A 13,528-nucleotide genomic window follows, 5' to 3' on the forward strand; every position below is an offset into this window, starting at 1 on the left:
CAAACCTGGAAATCTCCCAATCCAAACGATACAAAATAAAACACCGCGGGATGGAGCAGCCAGGTAGCTCGTCAGGCTCATAACCTGAAGGTCGTAGGTTCAAATCCTACTCCCGCAACCAAATAAAACAAGGGCTTAGCCGAAACCGGCTGAGCCCTTGTTCTTTGTTTGGCACAAATTTGGCACACTCAGCGCCAAGCATCGGCGATCACCGTCAACACGGTCCAACCCGCAAGTGTCCAAGCCGGAAGTGTCGGGAGCTTCTTCGGACCAGTCTTGAACGAACGTTCCAAACTCACTATCTCTTTTAGGAATGGAGGCGATGAAGATGCCCTGGGCCAAGAGCTTTGATGTGACGGAGACGCTTGAGAAGGCCATGCAGGCCTTCTGGTCGCATGGCTACGAGGCAACTTCGATGCAGGACCTCGTGGATTGTACCGGCATCAATCGAGGCAGCCTTTATGCGACCTACGGGGACAAGCGTGCGCTGTTCCTGGCGGCTTTGCGCATGTACGACAGCAAGATGCGCCGCGAATTGCTTGCCAAGCTGGAGGCGGGTAACACGCCACATGAAGCCATACGCGCGCTGTTTCAGGCGTTCATGGACGACGTCCTGGAAGGCGGTAGTAATCGCGGCTGCCTGCTAACGAACACGGCACTGGAGCTGGCCGCTCACGATCCCGAGGTTGCGCAGATCGTCGCGCACGCGCAGGAGCAGATGGAGGGCTTCTTCGCCCGCATGATCGCCGAGGGCAGGAAGCGAGGCGAGATTCCTGACCATGTCGATGTTGAGGATGCCGCGCGCGGCCTTCTGGCGAGCCTTATTGGCCTTGTGGTGTTGGTGCGCAGCCGCCCCGACAAGGCCCTGCTCCAGAGCATCGTCGAGGATGCCATGCGTCGCCTCGACTGATTTTTTTGATTTGGTTTGGAACGAACGTTCCAAACCGGGCGATGAAAACCAACCAACTGAAAGGAGACGACCATGACTGCCGAATACCAACTGAACCTGCCGTTTCAGACTCTCGAAGATGCCGAACCTAAAGCCAAAGAGGTTTTGGAGAAGGCCAAGGCACAGGTGGGCTTCATCCCGAACATGTATGCCGGGATGGCCAATTCGCCGGGCCTGCTAGAGACCTACCTCGACGGCTATGAGCGGTTTCGGAACCAATCGGGCTTTACGCCGGCCGAACAGGAGGTGGTGTTCCTGACCATCAGCCGCGGCAATGGCTGCGACTACTGCATGGCCGCCCACAGCATGATTGCGGAAAAGATGTCCAATGTGCCCGCCGAGGTGACGGAGGCAATCCGCAACGGGCAGCCAATCCCGGACGCCAAGCTCGCCGCGCTCGCCACCTTCACCGAGACGCTGCGGGAAACCCGGGGCCTGCCTTCGAAGGCGGATGTCCAGGCATTCCTCGACGCGGGTTTCGAAGAGCGCCACGTGCTGGAAATCATTCTGGCGCTCGCGGTGAAGACGCTCAGCAACTACGCCAATCATCTGCTGCATACGCCGCTCGATGAGGCGTTCGCCGGCCACGCGTGGGAAAGGGCGGCCTGACCGGCCCACTGCGGAGCATCGCAAGGTAACGCGACCGTCCCTATCGGGCAGGAGACCTTGTCCGGTGGGGGCGTCGCCCCACGCACCGAATGTCGGCTCTTCACCTTCGAGGCCGCCATTTCTGGATACGGTTGTTGAGGAAGTCGGCAACGAAGACGCTGCCGTCCTCGGCCACGGCGACGGCCATGGCGTGGCGGAGTTGCCCGGGGCCAATGCCTGTCTCGCCGAAAGCGATAAGAAAGGTGCCGTCTGGTGCGAACTTCTGAACCCGGTCGTTGTAGAAATCCGCGACGAAGACATTGCCCTCCGGGCCGATCGCGATGCTGGTCACCGTGGCGAACCAGCCTTGGAAGGGTCCGAAGATGTTCATGGCGAAGGGGCCGCCCCATTTGTGGGAAAGCGCGCCGTCGGGCCCAAAGACTTGGACCCGGTCGCCATAGCCGTCGGCGACGAACAATCGCCCGTCGCTGCCCAACGCCACGTCGGTTGGGTAATTGAATGCGCCCGCGCCGGTGCCGATCTCGCCGGTGGTACCCCATTGGCGGACAAAGTCGCCGTCGGCGCGCAGGTGCTGGACGCGCTGATTGTAGAAGTCGGCGACATAGAGGTCGCCCTCCGGCCTGACGGCCACGCCGCCGGGCGCGTTGAACTCGCCGGGGCCAGCGCCCTTGCGGCCGATGAGGCGCTTCGAGGTGCCGTCGAGGCCGAACACCTGAATGCGGTCGTTGAAATACTCCGGCACATAGAGCGTGCCATCACGGATGGTCAGGTTCATCGGCCGGCCGAGCTCGCCCGGACCGTCGCCGGGCTGGCCGAAGGCTCGCTTGAAGCTGCCGTCGAGGTCGAAGACCTGAATGCGGCCGTTGCGGGAATCGGCGACGAAGAGCTCATCTGCGGTGACGGCGAGTCCGGTCGGATCGTTGAACTCGCCGGGTGCGGTGCCCTTGCCGCCCCAGGCCTTGACGAATTCGTAGCCGGGCTCCCTGGCCGAAGGGACGAAGGCGATCCAGCCGGCCAAGACCAGCACCACCGACCCCGCGACCACGGCCGCGAGTGCTCTCAGGATCGTTTTTCGCTTTACCATCCGGGCCCCCTCAGAAATTGACCCGGAAGCCGGCCCGGACGATGACATCGTCCTCAAGCGCGGCGCCATTGAGGTTTTGCGCGACGGGAAGCTGCACGATGGCCTCCGCCACCCATCGCTTGGTCACGTATTGCAGGCCGGGTGAGATGAAGAGCTGTTCGCCGCCGGAATCGGGATCATCGGCGCCGCCGACCCGGTTCTTCGCCCGATGCACGAAGTTGCCCTCAAGCACACCATAGAGGAACCCCGGCACGCCCGCGCCCAGCTCGCGCGGCCAGAGGCGATATTGCAGCGAGGCATCGAGGCGCAACTCGTCGCCGAACTCGAAATCGTTCGCCTCGGTGTTGACCTTGTAGCTGGCCTGCGCGTCGATCTGGTAGTCGAGCGTTTGCCAGGTGGCCACAACACCGAAGAATGGATCCCAGGAACCCGATCCGAGTTGCAGCGTGGCGGGGAGCTTGCCCAGGCTGTCGGTATCGTCGTCGTCGCCGGTGGGCAGTTCGATGCCAGCAAAGGGTGCAACCCGGAAAGTGCGTCCCTTCGCATCGGCGCGGAAGGCGGTGTAGCGGCCGAACAGGCGAATGTCGCCCAGGCCGCTCGTGTCGCGGTTCACACGCGCGCCGCCGGAGGTCGTGAGATCGAGGCTCTTGTCGAGAAAGGGAGCAACACCGAAGAGGGCCAGATCGCCCGTCGCGCCATAGCCGAGCACCGATATGCCGCCCAACACTTCCAGATCCCGGTTCGCGGCACTCGGGTCGTCATCGGCCTTCCGGTAGAAGAACTGCTGGCGAAAGACGAACTCGCCCTTGGCCACGGGCAGCGCCGTGTTGAAGGTCTGCGGCGCGGCGTTCGCGCCGGTCGGAAGGCTCGCCGTCAGGACGAGAAGCAACAGGCCAAGGGCGGATCGGGAAAGGCATGAGAGCGGGGCTATCTGCATGCGGGTGTCGTCTGTCCTCATTGGCCGCCGCCCGCCGGTGCCTCGAAACCGTCCAGCGTGAAGCCCGCGTCCTCGACGGCCTGCGCCGCCTCCGCCCGGTCGAGGGTTTCGCCCTCAGCCATCTCGACGATGACCACGCCGTCTTCGATATGTGTCTCGACGCGCGCGACCCCGTCGATCGCGCTCAGGCTCTTTTCGATCCCGTAGGCGCAGAACGGGCAGGCGAGGCCGGCGACATGGACCTTGTAGGTGGGCCCGGCGGCGTGGGCCGCCGTGGCGACGGTCAGGGCGAGTGCCAACAGGATTGGCGGAAGCACCTTACGCATCGGCCGGAACCTTCTCTTGCGGGTCGGCCCGCTCTCCGCCATCCCAATCGGTATCGCTCAATGCGCTCAGGATGCTGCATGCGCGGAGCGCCCCGCGCCCCGGACAGTCGGCGATCAGCTCGTCGAGAGCGTCGCGAATGCGGATGAGCTGGTCGATCTTGCGCTCGACTTCGGTGCGCTTTGCCTGGGCGCGGTCGCGGACATCGCCACAGGCGGCGTCGGGCTGCGCCTGAAGCGAGAGAAGTTCCTCGATCTCCTTGAGCGAGAAGCCAATCTCCTGCGCCTGCCGGATGAAGCGGATGCGCGCCACGGTCTCGGGCGGATAGGTTCGATATCCGCTCTCCGGCTTGCGTGGCTGCGCGATCAGGCCTCGGCGTTCGTAGAACCGGATCGTCGCGATCCGCACGCCTGCCGCCTTCGCCGCCCTGCCGATTGTCAGATTCGCCATGTGTTTCCTCCCTGGTCGCAACCCTAAACCCTGCACCACGGTGCAGGGTCAAGTGCCGCGGTCGCGCGAGATGATGGAACTGGCTACCCCGCACAACAGGACAGCATCGCCACGTCCTTGTCGAAGGTCTGCGCGGCGAGCTTCAGCCCTTCTACGGTCGTCAGGTACGGGAAGAGCATCTCGCCGAGCCCCTTTGCCATCATGCCGGTTTTGAGGGCAAGCGCCAGGGTCTGGACACTGTCGGCACCTTCGGGGGCGAGTATCTGCCCGCCGAGCAGGCGGTCGGTTCCCGCGTCCGCGACCAGCTTTATGAGCCCGCGGGTGTCGCGCGCCGCGAGCGCCCGGGGCACCTGATCGAGTGGCAGGGTTGAGGTCTTGACGTCGTAGCCCGCGTCCCTGGCCGCGGCCTCGCTCAGGCCGACGCCGGCCACCTGCGGATCGGTGAACACCACCCATGGCATGGCGGTGTTGTCGTAGACGAGGCTGTCGCCATTCAGCGCGTTGTGGGCAGCGAGTTTGGCGCCGTAGGCGGCCATGTAGACGAATTGATCGCGCCCGGTCACATCCCCGGCGGCGTAGATGTCCGACCTTGAGGTGCGCATCCGTTCATCGACCGCGATGGCGCCTTTGTTGGAGACTTGCACCCCGTTTTCTGGGAGGTCGAGCCCCCGCGTGTTGGGCGTCCGCCCTGCCGTTACGAGCACCTCTTCGGCCATCAGCGTTTCTTCCTGTCCGTCAATCTCCACGGTCAGGGCAACCCCGCCGTTTGCTTGCACGATCCGCCGATAAGCGAGGCCATCGCGCACGGTCAGGCCCTCGTCGCGCAGATAGCCGGTCAGGGCTTCCGAGACTTCCGGCTCGGCCTCGGGTAGCAGACGAGAGCGGGTGACCAGCGTCACCGCCGTGCCCATGCGCGCGAACATCTGTGCAAGCTCGCAGCCGACATAGCCGCCGCCGATCACGATCAGCGAGCGGGGCAGAGCCGTCAGCTCCAGCGCGGTGGTGCTGGTTAGCCAGGGCACGTCGTCGATGCCGGGGATATCCGGCTTTGCCGGCGCGGCGCCGGTCGTGATGATGGCCTTACCCGCCGGTACGATCTGTCCGTTCACGGCGATGCCGTCAGGGCTCAGGCGCGCGGCCCCGTCGAGGTAGGAAATGCCGGGCCAGGCGGACAGAAGATCAATGTATTTGCCCTGGCGCAAGCTCGCGACGAGATCGTCCTTGGCGGTCACGAGTGCTTGCCAATCCGTCACCTGCGCCTCGCAGGAAAGGCCGGGGAAACGGCTTGCCGTGCGCGCGCCATGCAACGCCTCGGCGGCGCGGATCATGGTCTTCGACGGCACGCAGCCGACATTCACGCAGGTACCGCCGATGGTGCCGTGGCCGATGAGGGCGACATTGGCACCCTGTTCGGCCGCCGTGATGGCGGCGGAGAACCCCGCGGAACCGGCGCCGACAACGGTGAGGTCGTAGCGTCCGCCTGACGGCGGCGTGCAGCAGTCAGTCATGTCAGCTGTTCTCCTGTTTTGCATTGGTATCGGTCTTGCAGCAGGCGGCAGCCTGCCGCCGCCGCCAGAGGCCGTAGGCCGTAATGCCGATGAAAAGCGCCAGTGCCGGCAACAGCACGTAGTCCAGCCAGCCGAGCCAGGCCGAGAGCCCGACCACGCCCAGCCCGATGGCCAGAACGGGTGTGAAGCAGCAGATGGCGGCGATGACGGTGCCGATAACACCGGTCTTGATGATCGTGGCGTCTTTCATATGCGTTGCCTTACGATTCCGGTTTGGCGGGATATCCCGCATTCGTCGACGCAGCGGCGATATCCGCCGTGGACGTGGTGCTCGGGTCGAACATGGCGGTGGCGATCTTGGCCTCGAAGTTCACTTCGACGGAGCGCACGCCTTCGACCCCTTCCATGGCCTTGCGCACGGTGATCGGGCACATGGCGCAGGTCATGTTCTCGATGGCGAAGGTTTGCGTGACGGTTTCCGCCGCCGCGGTTGTCGATTGAGCGCTCGCCTGCGACAGGGGCGTCATGGCAAGTGCCGCGGCGATACTCAGCAGGGCGGCGGCGGCAGTGATGACGAGAGGTCGTTTCATGTGTTCGTCTCCTAGTAAAACAGCGGCGCCCACCAGTTGATTGTGAGCGCCAGAATGACCAGCGCCGTCCCGATCCAGAGGGCCGTTTGGGTAATGATCGAGGATTGCGGTCGCGCGCAGTAACTGCCGTCCGCACAGGCTTTTTTCGGCTTCACATAGACTTGGTAGAAGCCGAGCCCGATGAAGACGAGGGCCACCGCGGCGAAGTAGGGCTTGTAGGGCTCCAGCGCGGTCAGATTGCCGATCCACGCGCCCGAGACGCCGAGCGTCAGCAACACGAGCGGCGCGATACAGCACGACGACGCCAGAACAGCGCCGATGAGCCCACCGGCCGCGTACCAGCGCTTTCTGTTTTCACCCGCCTTTTCCGGCGTTTCGTGGGCTTCAGAGTCGGTTCGCACCTCATGCATGTCGGTCTGTTCTCGATCTTGTTCATTATTTAAGGTAATGTCTGTAGTAACTACAGACTCAAGAGGTTCTTGCAAAAAAGATGAAGCACGACACGTCAGGGAAGGGATTGCACCGCGCTGCGCTTGCGCGCCGGACCGGCTGCAACCTGGAGACCATCCGCTACTACGAGAAGATCGGCATGATGCCGGAGCCGCCGCGCACGGAGGCCGGGTATCGCGTCTATGATGACCGCCATGTGGAGGGGCTGCGGTTCATCCTGCGGGCGCGTGAGCTGGGCTTCTCGCTCGACGATATCCGCGGGTTGCTCGCCCTCGTCGACCGCGGGACGCAAACCTGCGCCGAGGTCAAGGATCGTACCGAACGGCATCTTGCCGACGTGCGTGAGAAGATCGCCGATCTCAGGCGCATCGAGCGGGTGCTGGCTGATACGGCGGCGCAATGCTCCGGCGAGGAGGTGCCCGATTGTCCCGTGCTGGAGGCGCTGACGGGTTGATGCCGTGGTCCGGTTCATTCCCGGGCGTATGCTCCGGCGTCTGGAGTATTACCGCGAACACCCGCGTTCACTCGACCTGGCAAGCGATCGATTGGCCATCGAAATTTCGACCGCTCTGGCAAGATTCTGTGTTATCGTTTTGCAAGAACAAAGAGTGAATATGGTAATGAGTGTCAACTGTGCTGAGCAAGGCGATTTTCTTGATGTCGAAGCTATAGACGGCGTGCAGACCGAACCTGCCTCGCTTGTCGGTGTTCCGGCGAACGACAACAGCCCGATACCCCGGCATATGTCCAAGCTCTTCACCTCGGCCATGGAGATCGAGGTCGAGGAAGCGAAGGAGGCCGGGGCTCTCGGCTTCATGGCGCGGGCCATGGTACAGGCCAGCATGCCGCACCGGCGTGTCCCCGGGAACGAGTTCTCGCGCACCAACGGTGCGTTCACCATGACAATGCTGGCCCCGTCAAAGGTCGGCTTGCCTTATGGCAGCATTCCGCGCCTAGTGACCGGCTTCCTGACCACCGAAGCTGTCCGGACTGGCGAGCGTGAGGTCGTACTCGGGCGGAGCCTGAGCAAATTCATGCAGGAGCTCGACATTGCCCCGACCGGGGGCCGGTGGGGATCAATCCCCCGTCTTCGCGATCAGATGACGCGGCTGTTCGCCTGTTCAATTTCCTGCACCTACACCTCGCAAGGGGCACTCAGTCTGGAAAATGTCAACATCGCGGATACGGCGTCGCTGTGGTGGACGCCGCACCAGCCCGATCAGGCAGCCCTGTGGGAAAGCACGGTCGTGCTCTCAGAGCGGTTCTACAACGAGATCACGCAAAACCCGGTGCCCATCGACGTCCGCGCGCTCAAGGCGCTGAAGAAATCTCCAATGGCGCTCGATGTCTATCTCTGGCTGACCTATCGCATGTCCTATGTGAAAAAACGGACGCCGATACCCTGGTCCGCGTTGCAGCTTCAGTTCGGGGCCGATTACGCCACAACGGCGCAAGGCCGTCGCGACTTCAAGAAGGCATTCCTGCGCGCACTGGCCAAGGTTTCCGTGGTTTACCCAGCCGCCCGCATTGACGCCGATACGTCGTCGGATAAGCTGACGCTTCTGCCGAGCCGCCCGCATGTCGGACGCTTATAGGCTCTCTCTGAAGATCGGATTTAATTTCACGCATTAACGCTCCCGCCTTATGAGTAACTCTCAGTTCGAATTCACCATTAAGGACCGAGGTTTTCGCCGCTTTGACGCTGTGCAGCGCGGTTTTGTGTGCGGGGAAGGTTTTACGCATTAACGCTCCCGCCCTCTATGGGTGCTGATCCTGTGAAAAACCCTGTGGATAGAAAAAGTTATCCACGCATTAACGCTCCCGCCCTGGAGGTGGCGGATTTTCTGGAAGTCGGAAAATCCGTACGCATTAACGCTCCCGCCTTTACGCATTAACGCTCCCGCATTACCTATATATACCTGTATTATTAAATACCTGTAGTTGGGATCAGCGATTGGGGATAACTCGATTTTGTGCGATTATGAAGCAGGATGCGGGGCCGCGATCCGGCTGCCAATCGCTGCGGCCGTCTGCCGTAAAGGTTCCGGGCGATTACGTGCTGCCCCGTTTTTCCTGCTTGGGATAAAGGGAAGGGGCCGGTATGCCAATGGGCGCACAGCCGGCGGTGCAAGCCGAACCGGCGACATATCGCACCTATTCGGATATGGGCGTTTCAGGCCGAACCAGCGCCGGGCCTGCACCATGACCAATTGCTTTTGAAGGTGGGGCGGCCTGAGAGGCCGCTGTGTTCATTCTGCAAGGGTGTCTGGTGCCGTCACCTTCCCCGGGGTGCCAAACGCCACAGAATGGCCGTTGTGTTCGTCTGACGCCCGTTCCAGTCACGCAACAGCTGCCTCCCGGTCGAGCTCGTGCAGGTTCCGGATAATGTTGCCTTCGATGACGGCGCGTTTGCGAACACGGACCAGATATTTCTGCGAGACGGTCAGCCGCTCGGCCGCCGCCGTGTCGGTGCCGGTGGCGATGGTGCCGCCAAGACGTTTCGGGTCCCAGCCCGCCCGGCGCATGATCGGCTCCATCCGAATATCCGAGACGGAGACATAAGCGGCGAGCCCGCGCGCCACCCCGAATTCCAGCATCCCGGTCATCAAGAGCGCGGCAATGTTCCGCGGGGCGCGCTCGTGGTCGGCGCAGAAACGGGTGCTTTCCCAGATGCGGGGATCACGGGGCGGCTCGCCGTCCACGAGACCGGCGAACACGTCGCCCAAAAGATAGGGGCCGGTCGTCGGCAATAGCCGTGTGCAGGCATCGACGCGGCCTGCGGCGTCCTGATGAATGAGATAATGGGCGTCCGGGATATCGAACTGGTCGATCTCCAGGCCGTTGATGACGGTCACGCCCCAGCTAAGGCGCTCGCTGAAAACCTGTCGGCGGAGCTGGTGCATGGACGCCAGCGCGTCCCAATGCAAATGGGCGTTCTCTTGCGATATAATGGACAGCACATGTCTTCCTCCGGTTGTTTGACGACCGCCGATTGAGGCAGAGACTGCGCTGCCTGTCAGCCTGTATACCGGGACAGGGTCATCGCCCTACGGATCGATGATGCGGCTTTGAAGGGCGCGGATGATGGCGTGATGCGTGGTCGAGGCTCCCAGCTTGAAGCGGACATTTTGCAGGTGAAACACTACCGTCCGACGGCTGATGCGAAGAATCCGGGCGATATCCCACATGGACTTGCCCTGCGCGTACCAAAGCAGACACTCGCGTTCGCGCGGCGTCAGATAGGGCACGGGCAGTTGCGTGGCGGCGTTCTGGGAAAGATCCCGGACGGCATTGTGAAACGCGAGGCCGAGGAACTGCAGAAGCTGTCCCTGGGCGTCGAGAAGGCGCTTGGTGTCCTTGGCGCGCAGATCGGTGACCATCGAGACCATGGCGTGCGATCCAGCCGGCCCGAAGACCGGAATCCCGATGCCTTCGGCAACGCCGACATCGGCCGCTTCTCGGAAGAATTCCAGCTGGCGCGCCGTCAAGTCTTCGCCGAAACTCAGCGCGCTCCACTGGAAGGGCATCAGTTGCTGCGGCCCGCGCAGGACAACCGGGTCGATGAGATCGTAGCGGTTATCGAGGTAATGCCGGTACCAGGCCTCGGGGAAGGTGGTGAGGATGGCGGGCGGATCGAGGCCGGCCCTGTTGGTCTTGATGATCTGATGGGCCCAGCCGTGAAAGCCGAGCTCGGCAAGCGCGCGGGAAAAGAGCGCCTCCAGTTCGGTCTGATTGGAGACGTGGCGAAGGCGGTCGAGGAAGCTGACGGCTTCGATACGTATCGCGGTTTCCCCCGTTTTGCTTTGTGGGGGCTTATGTAAATGAATAAAAATGCATTTCTGTTTTTCTGGAAATCGATAATTCGTTATTATTAAAGAAAACAATGAATGGATACAGGACCTTGATTATTGGAGTTGTTTCGCAAAAGGGAGGGGTTGGCAAGAGTACGCTGGCGCGGCTGATTGCGCGGGAATACGCGCAGGTCGGATGGCATGTGAAGATCGCCGATCTCGATATTCAACAAGGTACCGCCTTCAGCTGGCAGGCCCGTCGCCTTCAGAACGCATTGGAGCCGACGGTGGCGGTCGAGCGCTTCGGGACCGTGGCCCAGGCGATGCAGGCCGCCGGCGCCCATGATCTGATGGTGCTCGATGGCCCGCCCCATGCGAGCATGGGCACAAGGCAGATCGCCGAGGCCAGTGATCTTGTGCTGCTGCCCACGGGGCTTGCGCTGGATGATCTGGAGCCGTCGGTGCTGCTGGCGCATGAGCTGCGCAAGGCGGGGATCGCGGCCAGCCGGGTTGCCTTTGTGCTGAGCCGTGTCGGCGACAGCGACGCTGAACTCGACGAGGCGCGCGCCTATATCGACCAAGGCGGCTATCACTGCCTCAAGACGACGCTGCCCGAGAAAACGGCCTATCGTCGTGCCAGCGACGAGGGGCGGGCGCTGACCGAGACGCGCTTTGCCTCGCTCAAGGCACGGGCCGATGCGCTCGTCCAGGAAGTTGTCGATCTGGTTGAAACCAACAAGAACCGGGAGGCGGCATAGCATGACGAAAATCGCTCCCCCCCAACGCACGCGAAAAGGCGCGCCACCGTCACCGAGCGAAACGCTCGATAATCTGCACCGGTCCGAGGCCGCGGAGCTGAAGCCGCTGAACTTCAAGGTGCCCGCAGAGTTCCACCGGGAGTTCAAGGCGCATGCCGCCATCCACGGCGTCTCCATGGTCGAGCTCTTGCGGGAAGGCTTCGAGATGGTGAAAAAGAAGCGCGGCTGTTGACGAAATAACGAAGTGTCGAATTCGTTACCTGTCCAATGTTACAGCTTGTCGGGCTGAGATTGGATGCCCAAAACAGTAGTGTTGCCGAAATCCGCTGGTTGCGTATCGCTAGGGACCTATTGATACACGGAAATCGGCAACACTTTCATTTTACGTCATAGTAGCTGACTTTTCCACCCGTCAGGAATGAAATTCCGCTGAGCCACATAAGTCCCTGGTTGCGTAAAAATAGGGACTATTGCCATGTCATTCATTCGCGTGTTGTGGCGAACGCTGCGGTTCGTCGTCTTCGATCTCCCGAAGTGGATACTGATCCTTGCCGGGTTTTTTGTCTTTCTCCATTACGCGGCGCAAACGCCGCTCGGGGCTTGGGCCATTGCCGCCGTCGCGGCGGTCGTGGCGCTTCCCGTCCTGGTCGGGCTCTGGCGCTATATGCGCCGCCCGCGTCAGGCCTATGGATCGGCGTCCTTTGCCAAGGGCCGTGAGTTGCGCAAGGCGGGTCTGCTCACCTCAAAGGGGCCGATCATCGGCAAACGCGATGGCCGGTTCCTGCGCTATGCGCGTCCGGGTCACCTGCTGACTTTCGCACCAACGCGCTCGGGAAAGGGTATTGGCGCGGTTGTGCCCAATCTGCTGGATCATCCGGGTTCGGTCTTCGTGACCGATATCAAGGGTGAGAACTACCGCATCGCCGGTGGCTACCGGGCGGAGCTTGGTCGCATTGTCGTCTTCGCGCCTTTCGATTCGACACTGTCCAATGCCTTCTTCAACCCGGTCGATTTCATCCGTGTGGGCACGCCGAACGAGGTGGATGACGCGCGGCTGATGGCGGAAATGATCGTGGCACCCAATGTCGTGACTGCGGATCATTGGGAACGCGAAGCGCGCGTCCTGATCATAGGGCTCTTGCTGCATATTGCGCGGGATCTCGAAGATGAGGAACGGACGCTGCGGCAGTTGCGGGTCATGCTGATGCGCTCGCGCATGGGATTTGATGAGGCGCTGGCGGCGATGATGGGGTCGGCCAGTGAGACGGCGGCGCGGATCGCCGAAGGCTTTTCGCAGAAGGAGGACAAGGAACGGTCGGCTGTCATCTCGACGGCCCAGGGCTGCACGGAGATCTTCGAGAGCCCGCAGCTGGCGGAGATGACCGGACGGTCGTCGTTTCGCTTCGAGCAGATTAAGGAGCACACCTTCTCGGTCTTCCTGATCGTGCCGCCCGAGTTCGTGGCGGCCTATCAGCCCTTCATGCGGCTCATGGTCGGGATCGCCACCGCCGCGATGAGCCGTAACACGCGCACCCCTGACACGCCGGTGCTGTTCCTGCTGGACGAGTTGCCCGCCTTGGGCCGGATGCGCCCGATAGAGGATGGCATCGGCTATCTGGCAGGCTATGGCGTGCGGCTCTGGCTGTTCGTTCAGGATCTGGACCAGCTTCAGAAGACCTATCACAAATGGCGCTCGATGATCGCCAACTGCGCCGTGCGCCAGGCGTTCAACGTGCAGGACCCGGAGACGGCCAACATGCTTTCGAACATGCTTGGCCAGCGCACCGTGAAGGTGCGCAGCGGCGGGCGCAGCGGGCGTTTTGCGTGGCTGGGCCTGCCCGCGTCCTTCAGCGAGAGCGAAAGCGAGACCGGACGGCCGCTCTTGTCCCCCTCGGAGGTCACGCTGCTGCCGGACAGCCGCATGCTGGTCTTCGTGCAGGGCTGCCGTCCGATACTGGCGGAGAAACTCCGCTACTACGCGGATGCTGTTTTCCAGCGCCGTCTGAGCCGTCCGGCCGAGGCTGCCGAGGATGCGGCCAAGAATTCGTTAAATCCAGAAATCCTGAAAGGGTGAATTA

At 62.3% G+C, this 13,528-nt stretch carries 17 protein-coding genes and 1 tRNA gene; 8 read left to right on the top strand and 10 right to left on the bottom strand.

Annotation, left to right across the window (positions count from 1 at the left end; genetic code table 11):
- The first annotated feature begins 44 nt into the window (after positions 1-44).
- From ABIE58_RS16785 to ABIE58_RS16795, 3 genes are all read left to right on the top strand, one after another.
- Positions 45-121 (top strand) — tRNA-Met (locus tag ABIE58_RS16785).
- A gap of 192 nt (positions 122-313) precedes the next feature.
- Complete coding sequence (locus ABIE58_RS16790; protein ID WP_354545859.1) at positions 314-910, top strand: TetR/AcrR family transcriptional regulator; 597 nt, start codon at positions 314-316, stop codon at positions 908-910.
- Positions 911-982: 72 nt separating this feature from the next.
- Positions 983-1,558, top strand: coding sequence for a carboxymuconolactone decarboxylase family protein (locus ABIE58_RS16795; RefSeq protein WP_354545860.1), 576 nt, complete (start codon positions 983-985; stop codon positions 1,556-1,558).
- Between the two features lie 100 nt (positions 1,559-1,658).
- Here the strand turns inward: ABIE58_RS16795 and ABIE58_RS16800 are convergent, their stop codons facing one another.
- From ABIE58_RS16800 to ABIE58_RS16835, 8 genes are all read right to left on the bottom strand, one after another.
- Positions 1,659-2,642: an NHL repeat-containing protein gene (locus tag ABIE58_RS16800; RefSeq protein ID WP_354545861.1), complete on the bottom strand. Its 984-nt coding sequence runs from the start codon at positions 2,640-2,642 to the stop codon at positions 1,659-1,661.
- Between the two features lie 10 nt (positions 2,643-2,652).
- A complete protein-coding gene (locus tag ABIE58_RS16805; protein WP_354545862.1) occupies positions 2,653-3,600 on the bottom strand; it encodes a transporter in 948 nt (315 codons plus the stop codon).
- On the bottom strand, positions 3,597-3,905 hold the full coding sequence (locus ABIE58_RS16810; RefSeq protein WP_354545863.1) for a heavy-metal-associated domain-containing protein: 309 nt from the start codon (positions 3,903-3,905) through the stop codon (positions 3,597-3,599). The genes ABIE58_RS16805 and ABIE58_RS16810 overlap by 4 nt, the downstream gene beginning before the upstream one ends.
- Complete coding sequence (locus ABIE58_RS16815; protein ID WP_354545864.1) at positions 3,898-4,353, bottom strand: MerR family transcriptional regulator; 456 nt, start codon at positions 4,351-4,353, stop codon at positions 3,898-3,900. The genes ABIE58_RS16810 and ABIE58_RS16815 overlap by 8 nt, the downstream gene beginning before the upstream one ends.
- 83 nt (positions 4,354-4,436) lie before the next feature.
- Entirely contained in the window at positions 4,437-5,861 is a 1,425-nt protein-coding gene (merA, locus tag ABIE58_RS16820) for a mercury(II) reductase (RefSeq protein WP_354545865.1), read from the bottom strand.
- A gap of 1 nt (position 5,862) precedes the next feature.
- Positions 5,863-6,111, bottom strand: coding sequence for a mercury resistance system transport protein MerF (merF, locus tag ABIE58_RS16825; RefSeq protein ID WP_354545866.1), 249 nt, complete (start codon positions 6,109-6,111; stop codon positions 5,863-5,865).
- Between the two features lie 10 nt (positions 6,112-6,121).
- Complete coding sequence (locus ABIE58_RS16830) at positions 6,122-6,451, bottom strand: heavy-metal-associated domain-containing protein (RefSeq protein ID WP_354545867.1); 330 nt, start codon at positions 6,449-6,451, stop codon at positions 6,122-6,124.
- 11 nt (positions 6,452-6,462) lie between these two features.
- The gene (locus ABIE58_RS16835; protein ID WP_354545868.1) at positions 6,463-6,861 is read right to left on the bottom strand and encodes a mercuric transporter MerT family protein; all 399 of its coding nucleotides are present in this window, start codon (positions 6,859-6,861) and stop codon (positions 6,463-6,465) included.
- Between the two features lie 80 nt (positions 6,862-6,941).
- Between ABIE58_RS16835 and ABIE58_RS16840 the strand changes: the two genes are divergently transcribed.
- Entirely contained in the window at positions 6,942-7,355 is a 414-nt protein-coding gene (locus tag ABIE58_RS16840) for a MerR family transcriptional regulator (protein ID WP_354545869.1), read from the top strand.
- A 166-nt stretch (positions 7,356-7,521) separates the two neighbouring features.
- Positions 7,522-8,496, top strand: coding sequence for a replication protein RepA (locus ABIE58_RS16845; protein WP_354545870.1), 975 nt, complete (start codon positions 7,522-7,524; stop codon positions 8,494-8,496).
- A gap of 744 nt (positions 8,497-9,240) precedes the next feature.
- Here ABIE58_RS16845 and ABIE58_RS16850 read toward each other — a convergent pair.
- Positions 9,241-9,828 (bottom strand): acyl-homoserine-lactone synthase, encoded by a 588-nt coding sequence (locus ABIE58_RS16850; RefSeq protein ID WP_354545871.1) that lies wholly within the window; start codon positions 9,826-9,828, stop codon positions 9,241-9,243.
- A gap of 120 nt (positions 9,829-9,948) precedes the next feature.
- Positions 9,949-10,785, bottom strand: a complete 837-nt coding sequence (locus ABIE58_RS16855) for a helix-turn-helix transcriptional regulator (RefSeq protein WP_354545872.1) — start codon at positions 10,783-10,785, stop codon at positions 9,949-9,951.
- 17 nt (positions 10,786-10,802) lie between these two features.
- On the opposite strand from ABIE58_RS16855, the gene ABIE58_RS16860 reads away from it, so the two are divergent.
- The 3 genes from ABIE58_RS16860 (at position 10,803) to ABIE58_RS16870 (ending at position 13,524) form a co-directional block, all read left to right on the top strand.
- Entirely contained in the window at positions 10,803-11,450 is a 648-nt protein-coding gene (locus ABIE58_RS16860; RefSeq protein WP_354545873.1) for a nucleotide-binding protein, read from the top strand.
- Position 11,451: 1 nt separating this feature from the next.
- Positions 11,452-11,682 (top strand): hypothetical protein, encoded by a 231-nt coding sequence (locus tag ABIE58_RS16865; RefSeq protein ID WP_354545874.1) that lies wholly within the window; start codon positions 11,452-11,454, stop codon positions 11,680-11,682.
- 243 nt (positions 11,683-11,925) lie between these two features.
- Positions 11,926-13,524 (top strand): type IV secretory system conjugative DNA transfer family protein, encoded by a 1,599-nt coding sequence (locus ABIE58_RS16870; protein WP_354545875.1) that lies wholly within the window; start codon positions 11,926-11,928, stop codon positions 13,522-13,524.
- The last annotated feature ends 4 nt before the right edge of the window (positions 13,525-13,528 follow it).

Origin of the sequence: Roseovarius sp. MBR-78, from assembly GCF_040547535.1 — a bacterium.
In the GTDB taxonomy this organism is placed as follows: Bacteria; Pseudomonadota; Alphaproteobacteria; order Rhodobacterales; family Rhodobacteraceae; genus Roseovarius.